This is a genomic window from Streptomyces sp. NPDC045287, assembly GCF_056432325.1.
This window is the reverse complement of the sequence record NZ_JBWKJG010000009.1, coordinates 42,023-62,905: the sequence shown is the minus strand read 5'-3', so window position 1 is coordinate 62,905 and position 20,883 is coordinate 42,023. Positions and strand designations below refer to the sequence as shown.

21 protein-coding genes and 7 tRNA genes are annotated in these 20,883 nt (G+C 73.9%); 17 read left to right on the top strand and 11 right to left on the bottom strand.

Annotated elements, in window-relative coordinates; all coding sequences use genetic code 11:
* Window positions 1-229: 229 nt before the first annotated feature.
* The gene (locus tag AC07D6_RS16905) at window positions 230-439 is read left to right on the top strand and encodes a hypothetical protein (RefSeq protein ID WP_315881482.1); all 210 of its coding nucleotides are present in this window, start codon (window positions 230-232) and stop codon (window positions 437-439) included.
* A gap of 260 nt (window positions 440-699) precedes the next feature.
* Here AC07D6_RS16905 and AC07D6_RS16900 read toward each other — a convergent pair.
* The 5 genes from AC07D6_RS16900 to AC07D6_RS16880 form a co-directional block, all read right to left on the bottom strand.
* Window positions 700-771: transfer RNA gene (locus AC07D6_RS16900), tRNA-Val, on the bottom strand.
* A gap of 48 nt (window positions 772-819) precedes the next feature.
* Window positions 820-891, bottom strand: a tRNA-Val gene (locus AC07D6_RS16895).
* Window positions 892-919: 28 nt separating this feature from the next.
* Window positions 920-991: transfer RNA gene (locus tag AC07D6_RS16890), tRNA-Val, on the bottom strand.
* Window position 992: 1 nt separating this feature from the next.
* Window positions 993-1,066: transfer RNA gene (locus AC07D6_RS16885), tRNA-Cys, on the bottom strand.
* A gap of 36 nt (window positions 1,067-1,102) precedes the next feature.
* Window positions 1,103-1,175, bottom strand: a tRNA-Gly gene (locus AC07D6_RS16880).
* Between the two features lie 201 nt (window positions 1,176-1,376).
* Here AC07D6_RS16880 and AC07D6_RS16875 point away from each other — a divergent pair.
* Genes AC07D6_RS16875 through AC07D6_RS16865 form a run of 3 tightly spaced genes read left to right on the top strand, consistent with a single transcriptional unit; the run spans window position 1,377 to window position 4,069 of the window.
* Window positions 1,377-2,441 (top strand): chorismate-binding protein, encoded by a 1,065-nt coding sequence (locus AC07D6_RS16875; protein ID WP_315881483.1) that lies wholly within the window; start codon window positions 1,377-1,379, stop codon window positions 2,439-2,441.
* Entirely contained in the window at window positions 2,438-3,250 is an 813-nt protein-coding gene (locus AC07D6_RS16870; protein ID WP_479045059.1) for an aminotransferase class IV, read from the top strand. Before AC07D6_RS16875 ends, AC07D6_RS16870 begins: the two co-directional genes overlap by 4 nt.
* Window positions 3,251-3,292: 42 nt before the next feature.
* Window positions 3,293-4,069, top strand: a complete 777-nt coding sequence (locus tag AC07D6_RS16865; protein ID WP_479045056.1) for a GNAT family N-acetyltransferase — start codon at window positions 3,293-3,295, stop codon at window positions 4,067-4,069.
* Window positions 4,070-4,147: 78 nt separating this feature from the next.
* Here AC07D6_RS16865 and AC07D6_RS16860 read toward each other — a convergent pair whose 3' ends face one another.
* Window positions 4,148-4,669, bottom strand: coding sequence for a DsbA family protein (locus tag AC07D6_RS16860; RefSeq protein WP_479045053.1), 522 nt, complete (start codon window positions 4,667-4,669; stop codon window positions 4,148-4,150).
* Window positions 4,670-4,859: 190 nt separating this feature from the next.
* On the opposite strand from AC07D6_RS16860, the gene AC07D6_RS16855 reads away from it, so the two are divergent.
* Entirely contained in the window at window positions 4,860-5,288 is a 429-nt protein-coding gene (locus tag AC07D6_RS16855) for a hypothetical protein (protein WP_315881487.1), read from the top strand.
* 145 nt (window positions 5,289-5,433) lie between these two features.
* Entirely contained in the window at window positions 5,434-5,601 is a 168-nt protein-coding gene (locus tag AC07D6_RS16850; protein WP_479045315.1) for a hypothetical protein, read from the top strand.
* Between the two features lie 136 nt (window positions 5,602-5,737).
* Here AC07D6_RS16850 and AC07D6_RS16845 read toward each other — a convergent pair whose 3' ends face one another.
* Together AC07D6_RS16845 and AC07D6_RS16840 are read right to left on the bottom strand one after the other, a co-directional pair.
* Window positions 5,738-6,298 (bottom strand): CGNR zinc finger domain-containing protein, encoded by a 561-nt coding sequence (locus AC07D6_RS16845; protein ID WP_315881489.1) that lies wholly within the window; start codon window positions 6,296-6,298, stop codon window positions 5,738-5,740.
* Window positions 6,299-6,572: 274 nt separating this feature from the next.
* Window positions 6,573-6,986: an SsgA family sporulation/cell division regulator gene (locus AC07D6_RS16840; protein ID WP_003959770.1), complete on the bottom strand. Its 414-nt coding sequence runs from the start codon at window positions 6,984-6,986 to the stop codon at window positions 6,573-6,575.
* Between the two features lie 198 nt (window positions 6,987-7,184).
* On the opposite strand from AC07D6_RS16840, the gene AC07D6_RS16835 reads away from it, so the two are divergent.
* The 4 genes from AC07D6_RS16835 (at window position 7,185) to AC07D6_RS16820 (ending at window position 8,445) form a co-directional block, all read left to right on the top strand.
* Window positions 7,185-7,649 (top strand): TIGR02611 family protein, encoded by a 465-nt coding sequence (locus AC07D6_RS16835; protein ID WP_479045049.1) that lies wholly within the window; start codon window positions 7,185-7,187, stop codon window positions 7,647-7,649.
* Between the two features lie 85 nt (window positions 7,650-7,734).
* Window positions 7,735-7,809: transfer RNA gene (locus tag AC07D6_RS16830), tRNA-Val, on the top strand.
* Between the two features lie 75 nt (window positions 7,810-7,884).
* Window positions 7,885-8,334, top strand: coding sequence for an SRPBCC family protein (locus tag AC07D6_RS16825; protein ID WP_479045047.1), 450 nt, complete (start codon window positions 7,885-7,887; stop codon window positions 8,332-8,334).
* A 39-nt stretch (window positions 8,335-8,373) separates the two neighbouring features.
* Window positions 8,374-8,445: transfer RNA gene (locus AC07D6_RS16820), tRNA-Val, on the top strand.
* A gap of 55 nt (window positions 8,446-8,500) precedes the next feature.
* Here the strand turns inward: AC07D6_RS16820 and AC07D6_RS16815 are convergent.
* Window positions 8,501-9,229: a 3'-5' exonuclease gene (locus AC07D6_RS16815; protein ID WP_315881492.1), complete on the bottom strand. Its 729-nt coding sequence runs from the start codon at window positions 9,227-9,229 to the stop codon at window positions 8,501-8,503.
* Between the two features lie 150 nt (window positions 9,230-9,379).
* Here AC07D6_RS16815 and AC07D6_RS16810 point away from each other — a divergent pair, with 150 nt between their 5' ends.
* The 4 genes from AC07D6_RS16810 to AC07D6_RS16795 all read left to right on the top strand — a co-directional run bounded on the left by AC07D6_RS16810 (window position 9,380) and on the right by AC07D6_RS16795 (window position 13,833).
* Window positions 9,380-9,940 (top strand): DUF4365 domain-containing protein, encoded by a 561-nt coding sequence (locus tag AC07D6_RS16810; protein WP_479045044.1) that lies wholly within the window; start codon window positions 9,380-9,382, stop codon window positions 9,938-9,940.
* Window positions 9,940-11,115: a hypothetical protein gene (locus AC07D6_RS16805; RefSeq protein ID WP_479045041.1), complete on the top strand. Its 1,176-nt coding sequence runs from the start codon at window positions 9,940-9,942 to the stop codon at window positions 11,113-11,115. Before AC07D6_RS16810 ends, AC07D6_RS16805 begins: the two co-directional genes overlap by 1 nt.
* 111 nt (window positions 11,116-11,226) lie before the next feature.
* Window positions 11,227-13,203 carry a threonine--tRNA ligase gene (gene thrS, locus AC07D6_RS16800; RefSeq protein ID WP_479045038.1) on the top strand — a complete coding sequence of 659 codons (1,977 nt, stop codon included), beginning with the start codon at window positions 11,227-11,229 and terminating at the stop codon, window positions 13,201-13,203.
* Between the two features lie 69 nt (window positions 13,204-13,272).
* The gene (locus tag AC07D6_RS16795) at window positions 13,273-13,833 is read left to right on the top strand and encodes an HIT family protein (RefSeq protein WP_315881495.1); all 561 of its coding nucleotides are present in this window, start codon (window positions 13,273-13,275) and stop codon (window positions 13,831-13,833) included.
* Here the strand turns inward: AC07D6_RS16795 and AC07D6_RS16790 are convergent, their stop codons facing one another.
* Window positions 13,834-15,456, bottom strand: coding sequence for a hypothetical protein (locus AC07D6_RS16790; protein WP_479045036.1), 1,623 nt, complete (start codon window positions 15,454-15,456; stop codon window positions 13,834-13,836).
* Between the two features lie 192 nt (window positions 15,457-15,648).
* A complete protein-coding gene (locus AC07D6_RS16785) occupies window positions 15,649-17,862 on the bottom strand; it encodes an elongation factor G-like protein EF-G2 (protein WP_479045033.1) in 2,214 nt (737 codons plus the stop codon).
* A gap of 214 nt (window positions 17,863-18,076) precedes the next feature.
* Between AC07D6_RS16785 and pgsA the strand changes: the two genes are divergently transcribed.
* Genes pgsA through AC07D6_RS16770 form a run of 3 tightly spaced genes read left to right on the top strand, consistent with a single transcriptional unit; the run spans window position 18,077 to window position 20,876 of the window.
* Entirely contained in the window at window positions 18,077-18,808 is a 732-nt protein-coding gene (gene pgsA, locus AC07D6_RS16780; RefSeq protein WP_391654523.1) for a phosphatidylinositol phosphate synthase, read from the top strand.
* Entirely contained in the window at window positions 18,805-19,716 is a 912-nt protein-coding gene (locus AC07D6_RS16775; protein ID WP_315881498.1) for a phosphatidylinositol mannoside acyltransferase, read from the top strand. The genes pgsA and AC07D6_RS16775 overlap by 4 nt, the downstream gene beginning before the upstream one ends.
* On the top strand, window positions 19,713-20,876 hold the full coding sequence (locus AC07D6_RS16770) for a glycosyltransferase family 4 protein (RefSeq protein ID WP_479045030.1): 1,164 nt from the start codon (window positions 19,713-19,715) through the stop codon (window positions 20,874-20,876). The genes AC07D6_RS16775 and AC07D6_RS16770 overlap by 4 nt, the downstream gene beginning before the upstream one ends.
* The last annotated feature ends 7 nt before the right edge of the window (window positions 20,877-20,883 follow it).

Sequence of the window (20,883 nt, the reverse complement as noted above, 5' to 3'; positions counted from 1 at the left end):
GCCAGCCCCGAGGCGTTCCCTCCGGGAACACCCGGAGGGCGGAGCGGCCGTCTCCAACCAGGGGAGTACGCCACCGGGCGGGCCCTCCTCCTCGAGGAGGCCCGCCAATCGGTACGCGGGCATGACGTCCGGGCTGCCCCGTTTCCCTAGGGTTGGTGTCGAGCGGCGGGTGCAGCACTCGTCCCCCGAGGTCCGTCACCCGCCGCCGCAGACAGACGGGAGAGGAGCCATGGCGGACACGGCACCGCGGACGATGGTCCGCACGCGGGGACGGAAGGCGCTCTTCGCCCCGTCCGGCGGCCGACCGCCGGGCCGCCGCCACCCCCTGGTGGCGACGGCGATGGTCCTCCCCCTGGCCACCCTCCTGGTCGTCGCCTTCGGCGGCTGGGAGGCCGTGGTGACACAGGCGTCGTCCGTGGGCGTGATGCTGGGGCGCTGAGCGGGCGCCCCGGGCCCGGGAGAGCGGCCCGGGCCGGAACATCCGGCCAACCCCGTGGGGACGGGGGTGCGGCGGACGGCAGCGGCGGCCGGCCGGCTGGGGAGCCGGCCGGCCGCCGCTTCTTTCGCTCCGGGTCCTTCCCGTCCCCGCACCGCCCGGGTCCTTCCGCCCCCGCCCCGCGTACGGGGACCCCCGCGCACGGGTGGACGCGCAGACGAAGGAACCCCCGTCCGCGGCGGGCGGACGGGGGCTCCTGTCGGTGGACGATACTGGGATTGAACCAGTGACCTCTTCCGTGTCAGGGAAGCGCTCTCCCGCTGAGCTAATCGTCCTCGGGACCACGAGACCGTGACGGACCGTACGGAATCATGGACACTGCGTGCGCGATACTGGGATTGAACCAGTGACCTCTTCCGTGTCAGGGAAGCGCTCTCCCGCTGAGCTAATCGCGCGGGAAGCCGCTGCTACCAGCGGTTTCAGTGGACGATACTGGGATTGAACCAGTGACCTCTTCCGTGTCAGGGAAGCGCTCTCCCGCTGAGCTAATCGTCCTTGGAGGTGGAGACGGGATTTGAACCCGTGTAGACGGCTTTGCAGGCCGTTGCCTCGCCTCTCGGCCACTCCACCGGGAGTGTAGGGGGTCGGGAAGATCCCCCACTTTCGAGCGGACGACGAGATTCGAACTCGCGACCCTCACCTTGGCAAGGTGATGCTCTACCAACTGAGCCACGTCCGCCTGTCGTTTCCGTTCCGCTTCCGCGTCCCGGCGACGTGTTGAACTCTAGCGGATTCCCGGGCCAGTACAAAAACGCGTTTCCGCAGCGTGCTGCGCCGCCGCCCGCCGAGACCCCCTCCCGGGCCCCCGGTCACCCCGCGCCGACCTGCGCCCCTATCGCCCGGACGGCCCCGGCGCGCCCCCCGCCCTACACTCGCACCCGTGCACGACCTCGCTCCTCTGGCCCGCTTCGGCGGCCTCCTCGCCACCGACCTGCGGGACGTCACCAGCGACCCGGAGGCCCTGGAGTCCTCCGGCTTCTGGGCCGTCGCCGCCGACTTCGAAGGCCGCCTCACCTGCGCCCGCTTCGGTGACGTCCGCCCCGACCCGGTGCCCGCCCCCGTGCCGGGCCGCTGGCGCGGGCCCGCCGCCGGGGACTGGACGTCGTCGCTCGACCGCGACGCGTACACCGCGGGGGTGCGCCGCATCCGCGAGCACATCGCGGCCGGCGAGGTCTACCAGGCGAACCTCTGCCGCGTCCTCTCCGCTCCCCTCCCGGCCGGCACGGCCGCCACCGCCGACGTGGACGCCCTCACCGCGCTCCTGGCCCGAGGCAACCCCGCCCCCTACGCAGGAACGATTCGTCTGCCCGCGCACGGCGTGGAGATAGCCACCGCCTCCCCCGAGCTGTACCTGCGCCGCGACGGCCGCACCGTCGAGTCCGGTCCCATCAAGGGCACCGGCAGGACCGCGGAGGACCTGCTGGAGAAGGACCACGCCGAGAACGTGATGATCGTCGACCTGGTCCGCAACGACCTCGGCCGCGTCTGCGCCACCGGCACCGTCACCGTCCCGAGGCTCTGCGCCGTCGAGCCCCACCCCGGGCTCGTCCACCTCGTCTCCACCGTCCGCGGCGAACTGGCCCCCGGCGAGGGCTGGCCCGGCCTCCTGCGCGCCACCTTCCCGCCCGGCTCCGTCACCGGCGCCCCCAAGTCCAGCGCCCTGCGAATCATCGAGGCCCTGGAGACGGCGCCCCGCGGCCCGTACTGCGGCGGCGTCGGCTGGGTCGACGCCGACCGCCGCACCGGCGAGCTGGCCGTCGGCATCCGCACCTTCTGGATCGACCGGCGCGAACACCGGGGCGTCCTGCGGTTCGGCACGGGCGCGGGCATCACCTGGGGTTCCGACCCCGAGCGGGAGTGGCAGGAGACCGAACTGAAGGCGGCGCGGCTCCTCGCGGTAGCGTCGGGCGCGTACGAGGCGAGCGGAAGGACCATCCGACGATGAAAATGTGGGTCAACGGCGAACTGCGGGACGCGGACGCCGCGACGATCTCCGTCCTGGACCACGGCCTGACCGTGGGCGACGGCGTCTTCGAGACGCTCAAGACGGTCCGCGGCCGGCCGTTCGCCCTCGACCTCCACCTCGACCGGCTCGTCCGCTCCGCGCGCGGCCTCGGCCTGCCCGACCCGGACCTGGACGAGGTGCGCCGCGCCTGCGCCGCGGTGGTGGAGGCCAACCCGCTGGAGCTCGGCCGGCTCCGCGTCACGTACACCGGCGGGCCGTCCCCGCTCGGCTCCGACCGCGGCGACGCCGGCCCGAGCCTCGTCGTCGCCCTCGGCGAGGCCGCCCACCGCCCCGACACGACGGCCGTCGTCACCGTCCCCTGGACCCGCAATGAGCGCGGCGCCCTCACCGGCCTCAAGACCACCTCGTACGCGGAGAACGTCGTGGCCCTGGCCCGTGCCCACCGGCAGGGCGCGTCCGAGGCGCTGTTCGCCAACACGGTCGGGCAGCTCTGCGAGGGCACCGGCTCCAACGTCTTCGTCGTCGTCGACGGGCGGATCCACACCCCGCCGCTCGCCTCGGGCTGCCTCGCGGGCATCACCCGCCACCTGGTCGTCGAATGGACCGGCGCCCGGGAGACGGACCTCCCCCTGGACGTGCTGCGCACCGCCGACGAGGTCTTCCTGACCTCCACGCTCCGCGACGTCCAGGCCGTCCACCGCGTCGACGACCGCGAGCTGGCGCCCGCGCCCGGCCCGGTCACCGCCAAGGCGATGCGCGTCTTCGCGGAGCGGGCCGCCCTGCTGTGACCCGGTGACGGCCCGCGGCCCGGGGTGGGTAGAAGACCGGTGATGACCACCACCCTGCGGCCGTCCGGGCCGCTCCAGCAGGCCGACGACGGCACCCTGTCGCGCTCCTACGAGGTGTGCGTCAACAGCCGCCCCGTGGGCACCGTCCGGGTCGGCACGCTCCGCGCGCGCGGCCGGATCCTCGGCACGATCGGCGACCTGCGCGTCGACGAGGCGGACCGCGGCCGGGGCCGGGGCACCGTCGCCGCGCTCGCCGCCGAGGAGGTGCTGCGGGGCTGGCGCTGTGACCGGATACGGATCTCCGTACCCGCCGACGCGCCCGCCGCCCTGCGCCTCGCCACGGCCCTCGGGTACACCGGGAGCGGCCACGTCCTCGTCAAGGACCTCGGCCCCGCCGACCCCGCCCCGCCGCCCCCGGCCGGGGTGGAGATCCGCCCCCTGGCGGCGGCGGAGACCGCCTCCTGGATCGCCGCCGACCCGGACCGCGCGGCGCTGTTCCCCGACGGCCCGGCCGCCGGCGGCACCCGCCTCCACGTCGCGGTGCGGGACGGCGTGCGGGTCGGCCACCTGTGGACCGGACGGCGCGACCTGCCGACGGGGGAGCGGACGCCGTACGTGTGGGAGGTCGCCGTCGCGGAGGGCGAACGCCGCAAGGGCTGCGGCCGGGCGCTGATGCGCTTCGCCGAGGACCTCGTGCGCGCCGGGGGCGGCGACCGCCTCGCCCTCCGCGTGGACCCCGCCAACACCGCGGCCCGCGCGCTGTACGCGTCGCTCGGCTACCGGCTGCTGTCCACGGAGTGCGAGAAGACCCTGTACTGACCGGGTTCGGGACCGGGACCGGGACCGGGTTCGGGGCCGGTGGCCGGCGTGCCGTGGCGGTCCGGCCCCGGTGGCGCGTCAGCCCCCGGCCAGCAGGCGGTCGGCGATCTCCTCGATGCGGGCGCGCAGGCCCTCCTGGCTCTTGCCGCCGTCCAGGCGCTTGCCGCCGATCACGTACGTGGGCGTGCCGGTGACGCCGATGGCCTTGCCCTCGGCCTGGTCGGCGTCGACCGCCAGCAGGTGCCGCCCGTCGACGAGCGCCGTGTCGAACTCCTCGTCGTCCAGGCCCAGGCCGCGCGCGACCTCCAGCAGGAACGCCTCGCCCTTCGCGTCCAGTTCCTCCACGCGCCCGAGGACCTCCTCCACGTACGGCCAGCCCTTGCCCTGCGCCAGGGCCTCCTCGGCGGCCTGCGCGGCGGCGTAGGCGTGCTTGTGCCGCTCCAGCGGGAAGTGGCGCAGCCGCGCCTCCAGCCGGTCGCCGTAGCGGTCCCGCAGGGCCCGCAGGTCCTCCAGCGCGGTCCGGCAGTCGGGGCACTGCAGCTCGCACCAGACGTCCAGGACGACGGGCCGGGCGGTGTGGTCGGTGGTGGAGTCGTTCATGGGGCCAGTCTTCCAGCCCGGCCACCACCGGCCCAACCGGGACGGCGGCCGGCGCCCGACCGGTACCCGGGGAGGAGAACGCCCCGGAGATCTCCCCGAGACGGCCCGCCGCGCCGCCGGGACCCATGGCCACCGTGCACCCGGCCGATGCAGGATGGAAGGGACGTGACGCCCAGGGCTGGAGGACCCGATGCTTGCCGAGACGATCTGCTCCGCGGTGTCCGCGGCGGGACTGGGCATCGCGGCGATCACCGCGTACCGCAGGCGTCTCCTCGCCGCGGCGCGCGTCGCCGCCTACGCGCTCGTCCCCCTCGGCCTGGTGCTGACCGGCGCCGTCGAGTGGCTGGCCGGTACGGCGTTCAGCCCCGTGGCGTGGACCGGGTTCGGGCTGCTGGGGGCGGCGTGGCTGCTGTTCGCCGGCACGCGGGCCGCCGAGCGGCGCCGGGTCCGCCGCGGCGCGCGCCGGGAGCGCGGGGCGGCCGGGCCGGAGCGGCCGGACGCGGTGGCGCCGGGGGCCGCGCGGCCGCCGCTGGACGCGGGGAAGCGCCGTACGGGCGGGAGCGCGCCCGCCGACGACTTCAGCGAGATCGAGGCCATCCTCAAGAAGCACGGCATCTGACCGCCACCCACCCCCACGGGGGACGGCGCGGGGTGGCGCGAGGGGTGGCGGTGGGAGGCGGAACCATGGCGATCGGTCGAAGTATGCGGTGAACTGCCCCTATTTGCCGGGTCTGTTGGGGCTAGGGCACCGCACCGGCTGCGCCATGATCGGCCCCGAGATGCTCGATACCTCGCGGGAGCAGAACCCCGCCCCCTCCAAAGAACCGCGCGGCTGCCTGTTCGCGCTCTCCCAGCCACCGCTCATGATCTTCCTGACGGTGATCGGCGTCCTCCTCCTGATGGCGTCGGTGCACGACCTCTTCCTGCTGTGAGCGGCGCTTCCCCCCGGTGCCGGGCCCGTCCCCCCTCCGGGGCGCCCGCGCGCCGGGCGCGCCGGGGCCCGCCCGTCCGCGGGGGCCGTGCGCCCACCGGCCGGGCGGGCCGGCCGCCGCCGGTGCCTCCGGTCGGTCAGCCGGCCGCCGCCTCCTTGCGGCGCGCCCGGTACGCCGCCACGTGCAGCCGGTTGCCGCAGGTGCGGCTGTCGCAGTAGCGGCGCGACCGGTTGCGGGACAGGTCCACGAAGGCGCGTCCGCAGTCCGGCGCCTCGCACCGGCGCAGCCGCTCCCGCTCGCCCGCCACCAGGATGAACGCGAGCGCCATGCCGCAGTCGGCGGCGAGGTGGTCGGCGACCGAGGCGCCGGGCGCGAAGTAGTGGACGTGCCAGTCGTAGCCGTCGTGGTCGGTCAGCTGCGGCGTGGTGCCGGCCGCGGCGACCAACTGGTTGATCAGGCCGGCCGCCGTCCGCGCGTCGGGCGCGGCGAACACCTCGGCGAACCGGCTCCGCACCTCCCGCACGGCCCGCAGGTCCTGCGGCCCCAGCTCGCCGACCCCGCTCACCCGGTGGCTCTCCACGAACGCGTACAGCGACGGCACGTCCCCGAGGGTCTCGCCGCGGCCGCCTTCCGGCGCGGTGTTCATCAGGTCGACGACGGTGTCGAGGGCGATCCGGGTGTCGTGGGGGATCAGCACGCTTCCGCTCCCTGGCCTGCCGCGGGCCGGCGCCCGGCGGATTCCGTCGACTCTAGCGGCTGGCGCGTGCGGCACCCCCCGGACACCCGGGCGAACGCGTCCCGGCGCGTTTGGGCGCGCGGACGCGCCGCCACCGCGGCGACGCGCGGTGACGGCGTGCCCGCCCTCCCGTCCATCGGCCCGCCGCCCCGCACGCACCGTGCCGAGGCCGCGGGAGGGTGTGCCGGCGCCGTCGCCCCGAGTCGGACGGCGCCGGATGGCTCCTGCGTGTCGTTCAGCTCTCCGCGAGGATGTGCGAGAGCTCCGTGTCCAGGTCGAAGTGGCGGTGTTCGGTGCCGGGCGGCACCGCCGCGTCGGTCCGCTTGAGGAACGACTCCAGGGCCCGCGCCGGGGCCTCCAGCAGGGCCTCGCCCTCCGGGGAGCTGAGAGCGATGCAGACGACGCCCTGACCGTGGCTGCGGGAGGGCCAGACCCTGACGTCGCCGGTGCCGGTGGGCCGGTGCAGCCCCTCGGCGAGAAGATCGCGGGCGAAGACCCACTCGACCGTCTCCTCGGCCCCGGTGTGGAAGGTGGCGTGCACGGCATACGGATCGGCCGTGTCATACCGCAGGCCCGCCGGAACAGGCAGTGAGGACTCGCTCGATACAACGAGGCGCAGGTGCAGCTCGCAGCTGACCGTGGTGTTCATAAGCGCCATGGCCTTTCGCTCAGTGTGCGCTCGGGGATTCGCACGTCGGCGAAATCGACATCCCACCTACGGTGCCGTTGTAAACCCCTCTGCCCGCTTTGGGATGCCTTGGGTACCTCGATCGGCGGCGGGTAACCGTCGGTTATAGGTCAGTTTCGGTAACTCGCGCCCTCGCGGCCGTCGGGTAAGTTTGGCCTTATGAGCGCGGAGAGTGACGAGCGGGGTGAGGGCGCCCGGACGGCGGCCGAGGCACCCGCGACGGGGGACGCGACCTGGCAGACCGAAGAGGAGCGGCCGCTCGGCTCGCGGGCGCCCGCCTTCGTCCAGGCCCGGCGCCCCCTGCACCTGAGCTGGCAGGTCGGCGTCTTCCTCATCGGCCTCGCCGTCGTCGTGGTCGGTGTGATCATGCTGCCGCTGCCCGGGCCCGGCTGGTTCGTGATCTTCGCCGGCATGGCCATCTGGGCGACCGAGTTCGTCTGGGCGCAGCTCGTCCTGCGGTGGACCAAGCGCAAGGTCACGGAGGCCGCCCAGCGCGCGCTCGACCCCCGGGTCCGGCGCCGCAACATGACGCTCACCGCCATCGGCCTGATCGTCGCCGGCGCGCTGATCGGCGTGTACGTGTGGAAGTTCGGCCTCGTCATGCCGTGGAAGATCGACCAGTGACCCCGGCGCCCCCACCCGGTGACCCCGGCGCCCCCCGCCCTGGTCGGGGCGCCCACTGACATGCGGTAATGTTTGCGGTGCGCCCGGGCGATTAGCTCAGTGGGAGAGCGCTTCGTTCACACCGAAGAGGTCACTGGTTCGAACCCAGTATCGCCCACCACCCGGACCGAAGGCCCTGGAGACCGATCTCCAGGGCCTTCGGCATACCGGGCGCCGCACGCGGCAGACGTCCCCCATGGACTGGAACCACTACCGCTTCCGCAGCCTCTGGACCCTGCCCGCCCCGCCCGGCGCCGTCTACGCCGTCCTGGAGCACCCCGAGCACTACCCCCGCTGGTGGCCCCAGGTCCGCGACGCCCACCGCGTCGACGACCGCACCGTCACCGCCCGCGTCCGCTCCCTCGCCCCGTACGCCCTCTCCGTCACCCTCGCCGCCCGCCGCCGCGACCCCGCCGCCCGCGTCCTCGAAACCGCCCTCGTCGGAGACGTGGAGGGCTGGGCCCGCTGGACCCTCGCCCCGGACGGCGCCCGCGGCACCCGGGTCCTGTACGAGCAGGAGGTGCGCGCCCGCAAACCGCTCCTGCGCCGCCTCGCCGTCCCCGGCCGGCCCCTCTTCCGCGCCAACCACGCCCTGATGATGCGCGCCGGCCGCCGCGGCCTGGCCGGGCACCTGCGAGCGGTTTGAACGGAACCCACCGGGACCTGTATGGTTCAGTGCGTTCCCGGGCGATTAGCTCAGCGGGAGAGCGCTTCGTTCACACCGAAGAGGTCACTGGTTCGAACCCAGTATCGCCCACCGAAAAGGCCGGTCCCCCCAGCGGACCGGCCTTCGCGTTTCCCCGGCACCCGTCTCAGGCCGCCGCCGCCGGCTGCTCCGGGCGCAGCGGCCACGCCGGATCCACCTCCTCCTGCGAACCGTTCCGCGCGAACCACGCCTGGAGCCCCCGCGCCTGCGCCGCGTGCCACACCGCCTGCCGCGCGTGCAGCTCCGCCACCGACAACTCCTCCAGCCGCGCCGCGAAACGACGCCCCACCGCCCGTACGACCTCCAGCGCCGCCGCCGCGTCCGCCGCCGCGTCGTGCGCCTCCTCCAGCGGCACCTCGTAGTGCGCGCACAGGTCCGCCAGCGTCCGGCGACCCTTCCGGTACCGGTCCAAGTGCTTGTCCAGCACCCGCGGGTCCAGCACGCACAGCGGCGCGTCCCGCAGGTACCGGGCCAGCGACGACGCCCGGTGCCGCCGCAACTCCCGGTCCAGCAGCGTCAGGTCGAACGGCGCGTTCATCACCACCAGCGGCCGCCCCGCCGCGCACTGGTCCGCCAGCAGCCGCGCCACCTCCTCCATCACCGGCGCGGGCCAACGCCCGTACCGCCGCAGGTGGTCGTCGGTCAGGCCGTGCACCTCCGTCGCCTCCGGCGGCACCGGCACGCCCGGGTTCACCAGCCACCGCGTCGTCCGCGGCCGGCCCCCCTCCACGTCCTGCACCACCAGCGCCGCCGCAACGATCCGGTCCCGCTCGACGTCCACCCCCGTCGTCTCCGTGTCGAACGCGGCCAGGGGTCCCTCGAACCAGCGCGCCATACCCCGAACTCCTCGCACTCGCCGGCAGAGGGACCGATCCCCTGCCCGAAACGGTGATACCCGGACCGTTTGTCCCGTACGCCGTCCGGTCACAACACAGGTGAGCAGCAGCTCGTCTGACGCACCGACAGCCCGGAAGGCACGAGGAGCATGGCGCTCGCCGCGCAGCCCGACCCCGGCACCCGGAACGCCCCGCCCCTCCGCGGCGCACTCGCCACCACCGCCTGCATGGAGACCCTCCAGGTCGGTTACCTGCACGCCGTCGTGGCCGCCGCCGGATGCACCCTGTCCCAGCCCTTCCCCGACAACGGCATCGACTGGCACATCAGCCACAGCGCCCCCGGCCACGCCGTCGACGACGAGGTCACCGTCAAGGTCCAGCTCAAGGCGACCCACCAGATCCCCCCGGACCCCCCGGGCCCCACCTTCCCCTTCACCCTCGACAACGCCCACCTGGCCACGCTCGCCCGCACCCCCGTCGCCGTCCACAAGATCCTCGTCGTCATGCTCGTCCCGCGCGCCCAGGACGACTGGCTCCGGGCCCGCCACGACGGCCTCGACCTGCGCCACTGCTGCTACTGGACCAACCTCGCCGGCCACCCCGTCACCGGCCGGCGCCGCACCACCGTCCGCGTACCGACCGCGCGGATCTTCGACGACCGGGCGCTCTGCGCGATCATGGCCCGAGTAGGGGCGGGAGGCACACCCTGATGCACCGACCGACCGGCGAACCCGCCCACACCGACCCCCCCGACCCCCGCCGCGTCGACCCCCGCGTCCTCGCCGCGCTCCTCGACCGCCACGGCTGGCACCGCACCGGCGGCGCCCGGGGCCCCTACACCCGCTGGACCCCGCCCGGCCCCGCCACCGTCCCCACCAGCCTCCTCGTCCCCGACAGCCGCGCCTTCCCCGACTGCGACGACCTCCTCGCCGAAGCCCTCACCGCCCTCACCCGCACCGCCGCCCCCTCCGCCCGCGACATCCTCACCGCCCTCGCCGTCCCCAGCGACGAGATCCGCTGGCACCGCGGGACCGCCCTGCCCGCCCGCACCCCGCCCGGCCCCGCCGGCGACCCCGCGCCCTGGGCCGCCCAGGACCGCCTGCGCGCCGCCGCCCACCGGGTCCTCCTCGCCGCCGCCCTCGCCGTCCAGGACCGGGCGGACCACCACGGCGCCCGCCACCGCCACCACGCCCGCGCCCTCGTCGGCGACGTCCTCGTCGGCACCCCGCCCGACGCCGCCCGCGGCCTCACCGCCTTCGTCCCCGTCGACCCCGGCCGCCCCGTCACCGAACGCCTCCACCACGCCCTCCACGCCACCCGCGAGGCCGTCGACTACCAGCGCGCCACCGGCCGCCCCGACGCCTTCGACACCGCCGTCTCCGCCGGCGTCGGCCGCGAGCTCACCGAAGCCCTCGTCACCCTCGTCCACGGCACCGAAGGCGCCGCCGTCACCTTCGCCTGGGCCCCCGCAGCCGGCGCCCCCGCCGGCTGCGCCGCCCGCCCCGAACCCGTCGAGTTCACCCCCGGCGACCTCCCCGCCCTCCGCGAGGCCGGCGCCCGCTACCTGCGCGCCGAGGCGTCCGTACCCGCCCACGTCACCGGCACCGTCGTCCGCCTCCGCCGCCCCGGCGCCCGCGGCCCCGGCACCGTCCGCCTGCGCGTCCTCACCGGCGCCGACGTCCCGCACCTGCGCGTCACCCTCGACGAGGACGCCTACCGCACGGCCGTCCACGCCCACCTGGCCGGCCTGCCCCTGCGCGTGTCCGGCCGCCTGGAGAGCCGCGGCGGCTTCCGCCGCCTCACCGACACGTACGGCGTGACGCCGGTCCAGGTCGACGACGCCGAACGGGAACGGCTGATGAAGGCCCTCGACGAGGAGTGCTGACCGGGCCGCAAACCGTTTCGCAAGGGGGCGCGACGGCTCGGTACCATGCCTAGAACCCCGTGCGCGCGCCAGGGAACAGGGCGGCGCCACCCCTTCAGTCAGGAGAGACCGGTGTCAGACGTCCGTGTGATCATCCAACGCGATTCCGAGCGGGAAGAGCGCGTGGTGACGACGGGCACTACGGCCGCCGACCTCTTCGCCGGTGAGCGCGCCGTCGTCGCGGCCCGCGTGGACGGCGAGCTGAAGGACCTCGCGTACGAGCTGGGGGACGGCGAGACCGTCGAGGGCGTCGAGATCACCTCCGAGGACGGCCTCAACATCCTGCGCCACTCCACCGCGCACGTCATGGCCCAGGCCGTCCAGGAGCTCTTCCCGGAGGCCAAGCTCGGCATCGGCCCGCCGGTCAAGGACGGCTTCTACTACGACTTCGACGTGGACAGGCCGTTCACGCCCGAGGACCTCAAGGCCATCGAGAAGAAGATGCAGGAGATCCAGAAGCGGGGCCAGAAGTTCGCCCGCCGCGTGGTCACCGACGAGGCCGCCCGCGAGGAACTGGCGGACGAGCCGTACAAGCTGGAGCTCATCGGCCTCAAGGGCTCCGCGTCCAGCGAGGACGGCGCGGACGTCGAGGTGGGCGGCGGCGAGCTGACCATCTACGACAACCTCGACGCCAAGACCGGCGAGCTGTGCTGGAAGGACCTCTGCCGCGGCCCGCACCTGCCGTCGACCCGCGCGATCCCGGCGTTCAAGCTGATGCGCAACGCCGCCGCGTACTGGCGCGGCAGCGAGAAGAACCCGATGCTCCAGCGCATCTACGGCACCGCCTGGCCGTCCAAGGACGAGCTGAAGGCGTACCTGGACTTCCTCGCCGAGGCGGAGAAGCGCGACCACCGCAAGCTCGGCAACGAGCTGGACCTCTTCTCCATCCCGGAGCAGATCGGCTCCGGCCTCGCCGTCTTCCACCCGCGCGGCGGCATCATCCGCCGGGTCATGGAGGACTACTCGCGCCGCCGGCACGAGGAGGAGGGCTACGAGTTCGTCTACACGCCGCACGCGACCAAGGGCAAGCTGTTCGAGACCTCCGGGCACCTCGACTGGTACGCCGAGGGCATGTACCCGCCCATGCAGCTCGACGAGGGCGTGGACTACTACCTCAAGCCCATGAACTGCCCGATGCACAACCTGATCTTCGACGCGCGCGGACGCTCGTACCGCGAGCTGCCGCTGCGCCTGTTCGAGTTCGGGACGGTGTACCGGTACGAGAAGTCGGGCGTGGTGCACGGCCTGACTCGCGCCCGGGGCTTCACCCAGGACGACGCGCACATCTACTGCACCCGCGAGCAGATGTCCGACGAGCTGGACAGCACGCTCACCTTCGTGCTGAACCTGCTGCGCGACTACGGCCTGACCGACTTCTACCTGGAGCTGTCCACCAAGGACGAGACCAAGTTCGTCGGCTCCGACGAGGCGTGGGAGGAGGCGACCGAGACCCTCCGCCGGGTCGCCGAGAAGCAGGGCCTGCCCCTCGTCCCCGACCCGGGCGGCGCCGCGTTCTACGGCCCGAAGATCTCCGTCCAGGCGAAGGACGCCATCGGCCGCACCTGGCAGATGTCGACCATCCAGCTCGACTTCAACCTGCCGGAGCGCTTCAACCTGGAGTACACGGCGGCCGACGGCACCAAGCAGCGCCCCGTCATGATCCACCGCGCGCTGTTCGGGTCCATCGAGCGCTTCTTCGCCGTCCTGCTGGAGCACTACGCGGGCGCCATGCCGCCGTGGCTGGCCCCGGTCCAGGCGGTCGGCATCCCGGTCGGCGACGCCCACGTCGAGTACCTCCAGGGCTTCGCCGCCGAGGCGCGGAAGAAGGGCCTGCGGGTCGAGGTGGACGCCTCCTCGGACCGCATGCAGAAGAAGATCAGGAACCACCAGAAGCTGAAGGTCCCGTTCATGGTCATCGTCGGTGACGACGACATGAACGCGGGCACGGTCTCCTTCCGCTACCGCGACGGCTCGCAGGAGAACGGCATCCCGCGCGACGAGGCCATCGCGAAGCTGGCCGACGTCGTGGAGCGCCGCGTCCAGGTGTGACGCGGCGCGCGAGGGGCGGTGCCCGGCCGGGCACCGCCCCTCGGCGTACCCGGGGCCGGGCGTGGTCATATGCTGAGGCGCATGACGAATGAGCCGGAGCAGCAGATCGGAGTGGGGGCGCCGGACGCGTTCCAGCGCCTGTGGACGCCCCACCGGATGGCGTACATCCAGGGGGAGAACAAGCCCACCGGCTCGGGGGCCGGCGACGGCTGTCCCTTCTGCTCGATCCCGGCGAAGTCCGACGAGGACGGCCTCGTCGTCGCCCGCGGCGAGAGCGTCTACGCGGTGCTGAACCTGTACCCGTACAACGGCGGCCACCTGATGGTCGTGCCGTTCCGGCACGTCGCCGACTACACCGATCTCGACGGGGCGGAGACGGCCGAGCTGGCCGTGTTCACCAAGCGGGCGATGACCGCCCTGCGCGCGGCCTCCGGCGCGCACGGGTTCAACATCGGCATGAACCAGGGCGCCGCCGCCGGCGCCGGGATCGCCGCCCACCTGCACCAGCACATCGTGCCGCGGTGGGGCGGCGACACCAACTTCATGCCGGTCGTCGGCCACACGAAGGTGCTGCCCCAGCTCCTCGCCGACACGCGGCGGATGCTCGCCGACGCCTGGCCCGACGCCTGATCAGGCGTCGTACACGTCGGCCTTCTTCGGCGCCGGGTCGGCGGTGAAGCTGCTGCCGGCGATCGAGGTCGTGTCCACGCCGTGCTCGTCGAGCACCTTGACGGTCGCGGCGTGCACGGCGCGCATCACGGGCGTGGACGCGCGGATGACGTCGTCGGCCATGAAGCGGTGCTTCCACGGGGCCTGGGCCCAGGCGTGGCGCAGACCGAACGGCTCGGGCAGGACGAGCTTGCCGCCGAGGAAGTCCAGGACGGGCGGGAACCAGGTCAGCGGCGCCCGGACGGCGAGGCGGACGACCTCGTTGGTCTCCACGAGGGGCAGTTTGATCTCGCGGGTCTCCCAGAACCGCACGGTCTTGGAGACCTCCTTGGTCTTCCCGGCCGGCTTGGTGGTGAAGAGGGAGTGGACCGGGCCGAGGGCGTGCCCGGAGACCTCGATGCGCAGGGTGTGCAGCAGGGCCGTGACGGTGACCAGCATGGTCAGCACCAACTGGCCGTCCCAGAGGACGAACTGCACGCCGAGGTAGTGGCGGTTGCCCTTGCCGAACTGGTTCTCGTTGCAGATGCGCTGGATCTCGTGCGGCTTCACCTGGTACTTGACGACGTTCTCGCCCTCGGGGCGGGCGACCTCCTTGGCGCCGTCGCCGACGGGGACCACGATCCAGTGGTTGACGGACGGGGTGGGGAAGCCGGTCTTCAGCGAGCCGCGTTCCAGGAGCTTCAGCTGGTCGTGGATGGAGCGTATGACGTCCCAGGTGCGGAAGGCGTGGATCTCCTTGCCGTCGCGGGGCTTGAGCTCCTCGGCGAGGTGCCAGCCGCCCCAGCGGGTGCCCATGCCGAGTATGCCGCGCGGGCCGGCGTAGAAGACGACGTTGGAACGCTGTTCGGCGGTGAGCCTCTCCAGGGACTGGCGGAGCTCCTCGGCGGCGGTCTCGCCGGGGCTCTGGGGGACTGCCTCGGGGATCTTGGCGGCGACACCCCCTCCGCTGACGAGGGATTCCCAGCGCGCGCGGAGGTCCTGGGCGGTGGACTCGCAGACGCGCTTGGCGAGGAACCAGCCGATGACCGGCGCGATGATCATGGCGCGGAGGTAGAGGTACAGGAAGCCGCTGAACGGCAGCTTGACGAGGACGAGCGCGGCGAGGATGCCGAAGCCGGCGAGGAGGGCCGTGCCGGCGGCGCCGGCGCGCTTGTTGGCGGCGCCGGCCAGGGTGCGGCGGAGCTGGAAGACGACCAGCCACAGGAGCAGCCCGGGGAGGAACACGACGCCGCTCAGGAGGGTGATGAGGGTGAGGCGGAGGTCGCGCTGCTTGCGGATGCGGTTGGCGGCGAGGCAGTGCTCGACGACCGGCTGGGGTTCGGTGCCGAAGGACTGGATGACGGGCTTGCGCCCGCCGCCGAGCATGCGGACGACGACGGCGCGCGAGAAGGCCTCGCCGAGGTTGGGTTCGAAGAGGGAGAACTTCCCCTTCTTGACGGTGGATTCGTACCACTCGTTGTTGGCCTTGAGGATGTCCTCGACCGGGCTGTCGCGGTACGCGGCGGAGGCCAGGGCGTTCGTGGCCACCGCCTGTCCGGCCGAGCCCTGGAGCGGGACCTGTGCCCCGGGACCGAAACTGTCCATCGTGTCTTCCGCCCCCATCGACGCATGTGCCGCAGCTCTTCTCCCCGCACTGCGGCCTTTCCCAACTCGACCGTGGCGCACACCTTCTGAGCTGGGCTCCCCAGCCTATCGGGGAGCGGGGGCGCGCGTCAGGGCGACCGGGAAGCCGTGAAGGCCGCCCGCCGGGAGGGCGGGCGGCCCGGCGGGCGGCGGTCAGCGGGCGGACTGGGCGCGCTTCTCCTCGCGGACCTTCTCCGCGAGGTGCGGCGGCATGGGCTCGTGCCGTACGTGGACGCGGTCGAAGCGGCCGGTGCCGTGGGAGAGGGAGCGGAGGTCGACGGCGTAGCGGTCGATCTCGAGTTCGGGGACCTCGGCGCGGACGAGGGTCCGTCCGGGGCCGGCCTGTTCGGTGCCGACGACACGGCCGCGGCGGCCGGAGAGGTCGCTCATGACGGGGCCGACGTACTCGTCGGGGACGAGGACCCGGACTTCGGCGACGGGCTCCAGCAGACTGACGGGGGTGCCGGAGGCGGCTTCGCGCAGGGCGAGGGCGCCGGCGGTCTGGAAGGCGGCGTCGGAGGAGTCCACGGAGTGGGCCTTGCCGTCGACGAGGGTGACGCGGACGTCGACGAGCGGGTACCCGGTGGCGACGCCGCGTGCGGCCTGGGCGCGGACGCCCTTCTCGACGGACGGGACGAACTGGCGGGGCACGGCCCCGCCGACGACCTCGTCGGCGAACTCGACGCCGGAGCCGGGCGGCAGCGGCTCCACCCGGATGTCGCAGATGGCGTACTGGCCGTGGCCGCCGGACTGCTTGACGTGCCGGCCGCGGGCGGTGGCGGGGGCGGCGAAGGTCTCGCGGAGGGCGACCTCGTGGGGCACGGCGTCGACCTGGACGCCGTAGCGGGTGCGGAGGCGTTCGAGGGCGACGTCCAGGTGGGCCTCGCCGAGGCACCAGAGGACGACCTGGCGGGTGTCCTGGTTCTGCTCCAGGCGCAGGGTGGGGTCCTCGGCGGCGAGCCGGGCCAGCCCTTGGGAGAGCTTGTCCTCGTCGGCCTTGCCGCGGGCCCGGATGGCGAGGGGGAGCTGCGGGTCGGGCATGGTCCAGGGGGCCATGAGGAGCGGGTCGTCCTTGTCGGAGAGGGTGTCGCCGGTCTCGGCGCGGGAGAGCCTGGCGACGCAGGCGAGGTCGCCGGCGACGCAGCGGCTCATCGGGTGCTGCTGCTTGCCGAAGGGGGCGAAGAGGGCTCCGACGCGTTCGTCGACGTCGTGGTCCTCGTGGCCGCGGCCGGCGAGGCCGTGCCCGGAGACGTGGACGGTCTCGTCGGGGCGGAGGGTGCCGGAGAAGACGCGGACGAGGGAGACGCGGCCCACGTACGGGTCGGAGGAGGTCTTGACGACCTCGGCGGCGAGGGGGCCGTCGGGGTCGCAGGCCAGGGCGGGGCGGGGGGCGCCCTGCGGGGTGGTGACCTCGGGCGCGGGGCGTTCCAGGGGGGTGGGGAAGCCGCGGGTGATCAGGTCGAGGAGTTCGACGGTGCCGAGGCCCTGCCGGCCGCCGGGCGCGGCGGGGGCCGCGGCGAGCACGGGGTGGAAGGTGCCGCGGGCGACGGCCCTCTCCAGGTCCTCGACGAGGCTCTTGAGGTCGATGTCCTCGCCGCCGACGTAGCGGTCCATGAGGGTCTCGTCCTCGCTCTCCGCGATGATGCCTTCGACGAGGCGGTTGCGGGCGTCCTCGATCAGGGGGAGCTGGGTGTCGTCCGGGGGGTTCTCCTTCCGTTCCCCGGTGGAGTAGTCGAAGACCTTGCGGGTGAGGAGGCCGACGAGGCCGGTGGCGGGGGCGTGCCCGTCGGGGGTCTCGGGGCCGAGCACGGGCAGGTAGAGGGGGAGGACCGCGTCGGGGTCGCCGCCGCCGAGGGCCTCGCCGCAGACGCGGGTGAGCCGGTCGAAGTCGGTGCGGGCGGTGTCGAGGTGGGTGACGACGATGGCGCGGGGCATGCCGACGGCCGCGCACTCCTCCCAGAGCAGGCGGGTGGAGCCGGGGACGGCGTCGGCTTCCTGCGCGGCCGAGACGACGAAGAGGGCGGCGTCGGCGGCGCGCAGGCCGGCGCGGAGTTCGCCCACGAAGTCGGCGTAGCCGGGGGCGTCCAGGAGGTTGATCTTGCAGCCGGCCCATTCGAGGGGGACGAGGGAGAGCTGTACGGACCGCTGCCGGCGGTGTTCGATCTCGTCGTGGTCGGAGAGGGTGGAGCCGTCCTCGACGCGTCCGGCCCGGTTGACGGCGCCCGCGGTGAGGGCGAGGGCCTCGACGAGGGTCGTCTTGCCGGATCCGCTGTGGCCGACCAGCACCACGTTCCTGATGGAGGAGGGCCGGTCGGCCGTCGCGGCCCTGCCGGCGGCTCCGATGCGGGTGTTCGCCTTGTCGCCCATGGTTCTTCCTCCCGATCGCCGGTGAGGTGGGGCGCGGGCGCGGGGGGAGCGGCGAGGGGGCGGCTTCGGCCCCGGCGGGACGGCTCCGGCGGCGCCCGCGGTCGTCCTTCGAGCTTTCCACTCCGCCCGGGCCGCGTCCATACGTCGGGCATCCGCCGACGTCACAGCGGTGGTGCGGGTGCCCGGGGGTGGGGAGGGGCGGCGCGTGGCTACGATGGGCCAGCCGGTGGCCGAAGGGGCCGCCCGGCACCACCGACCCCTCGGGAAGGCCATGCTGAACAAGTACGCGCGTGCTTTCTTCACGCGTGTTCTCACGCCGTTCGCCGCGTTTCTGCTCCGCCGCGGGGTGAGCCCCGACGCGGTGACGCTCGTCGGGACCGCGGGTGTCGTGGCGGGGGCGCTGGTCTTCTTCCCGCGCGGGGAGTTCTTCTGGGGCACGGTCGTGATCACGCTGTTCGTCTTCTCCGACCTGGTCGACGGCAACATGGCGCGTCAGGCCGGTGTCTCCAGCCGCTGGGGCGCCTTCCTGGACTCGACGCTGGACCGGGTTGCGGACGGGGCGATCTTCGGTGGTTTCGCGCTGTGGTACGCGGGCGGCGGCGACGACACCGTGCTGTGCGCGGTGTCGATCTTCTGCCTGGCGAGCGGCCAGGTCGTGTCGTACACCAAGGCGCGGGGCGAGTCCATCGGGCTGCCCGTCGCGGTGAACGGCCTGGTGGAGCGGGCGGAGCGGCTGGTCGTGTCGCTGGTCGCGGCGGGGCTGGCCGGACTGCACGCGTTCGGGGTGCCGGGGGTGCGGGTGCTGCTGCCGGTGGCGCTGTGGCTGGTGGCCGTGGGCAGTGCGGTGACGCTGGGGCAGCGGGTGGTGACCGTGCGGCGTGAGGCGGCGGAGGCCGACGCGGCGGCCGGCGGGGGTGCCCGGAAGGGGAGTGAGGCCACGTCATGAGCGCGGCGAGCGAGCGCCTGGCGGACGCCCTGTACGGGCTGGGCTGGGCGACGGTGAAGAAGCTGCCGGAGCCGGTCGCCGAGGGGCTCGGGCGGCGGATCGCGGACACGGCGTGGAAGCGGCGCGGGCAGGGCGTGCTGCGGCTGGAGGCGAACCTGGCGCGGGTCGTGCCGGACGCCCCGCCCGAGCGGCTCGCCGAGCTGTCGAGGGCCGGGATGCGGTCGTACATGCGCTACTGGATGGAGTCGTTCCGGCTGCCGTCGTGGAGCGCGGAGCGGGTCGGGCGGTCCGTCGAGGTGAAGGACCTGCACCGCCTCACGGACGGCCTCGCCGCCGGCAACGGGGTGGTGCTCGCGCTGCCGCACCTGGCCAACTGGGACCTGGCCGGGGTGTGGGTGACGCGGGCGCTGGGCGTGCCGTTCACGACGGTCGCGGAGCGCCTGAAGCCGGAGTCGCTGTACGACCGGTTCGTGGCGTACCGCGAGTCGCTGGGCATGGAGGTGCTGCCGCACACGGGCGGGTCCGCGTTCGGGACGCTGGCGCGGCGGCTGCGGGCGGGCGGGCTGGTGTGCCTCGTCGCGGACCGCGACCTGTCGGCCTCCGGGGTCGAGGTGGACTTCTTCGGGGAGCGGGCGCGGATGCCCGGGGGGCCGGCGATGCTCGCGCAGCACACCGGGGCGCTGCTGCTGCCGGCGACGCTCTGGTACGACGACTCGGCGACGATGCGGGGGCGGGTGCACCCGCCCGTCGACGTGCCGGGGACGGGGACGCGGGCCGAGAAGACGTCCCTGATGACGCAGGCGCTGGCGGACGCCTTCGCCGAAGGGATCGCCGAGCACCCGGAGGACTGGCACATGCTGCAGCGGCTGTGGCTCGCCGACCTGGACCCCGCGAAGGGACCGAAGTGAGGATCGGCATCGTCTGCCCGTACTCCTGGGACGTGCCGGGCGGCGTCCAGTTCCACATCCGGGACCTGGCGGAGCACCTGATCCGGCTCGGCCACCACGTGTCGGTGCTGGCGCCCGCGGACGACGGGACGCCGCTGCCGCCGTACGTCGTGTCGGCGGGGCGGGCCGTGCCCGTGCCGTACAACGGGTCGGTGGCCCGGCTGAACTTCGGCTTCCTGTCGGCGGCGCGGGTGCGGCGGTGGCTGCACGACGGCACGTTCGACGTGATCCACATCCACGAGCCGACGTCGCCGTCGCTGGGGCTGCTGGCGTGCTGGGCCGCGCAGGGCCCGATCGTGGCGACGTTCCACACCTCGAACCCCCGGTCGCGGGCGATGATCGCGGCGTACCCGATCCTCCAGCCGGCGCTGGAGAAGATCAGCGCGCGCATCGCGGTGAGCGAGTACGCGCGGCGGACGCTGGTGGAGCACCTGGGCGGCGACGCGGTCGTCATCCCGAACGGCGTCGACGTGGACTTCTTCGCGCGCGCCGAGCCGAAGGCGGCCTGGCAGGGGGGGACGCTGGGGTTCATCGGCCGGATCGACGAACCGCGCAAGGGGCTGCCGGTGCTGATGCGCGCCCTGCCGAAGATCCTGCGGGCGCGGCCCGGGACGCGGCTGCTGGTCGCGGGGCGGGGCGACGAGGAGGAGGCCGTCGCGTCGCTGCCCGCCGACATGCGGCAGAGCGTGGAGTTCCTCGGGATGGTCAGCGACGAGGACAAGGCGCGGCTGCTGCGCAGCGTGGACGTGTACGTGGCGCCCAACACGGGCGGCGAGAGCTTCGGCATCATCCTGGTCGAGGCGCTGTCGGCGGGCGCCCCCGTGCTCGCCAGCGACCTCGACGCGTTCGCGCAGGTCCTGGACCAGGGGGCGGCCGGCGACCTGTTCGCCAACGAGGACGCGGACGCCCTCGCCGACGCCGCGATCCGCCTCCTGGGCGACGGGGAGCGGCGGGCCGGGCTGCGCGCGCGGGGCAGCGCGCACGTGCGGCGCTTCGACTGGTCGACGGTCGGCGCGGACATCCTGGCGGTGTACGAGACCGTGACGGACGGCGCGGCGTCGGTCGCGACGGACGAGCGGACGACGGGGCTGCTGGCCCGGTGGGGGCTGGCGCGCGACTAGGAGGGCG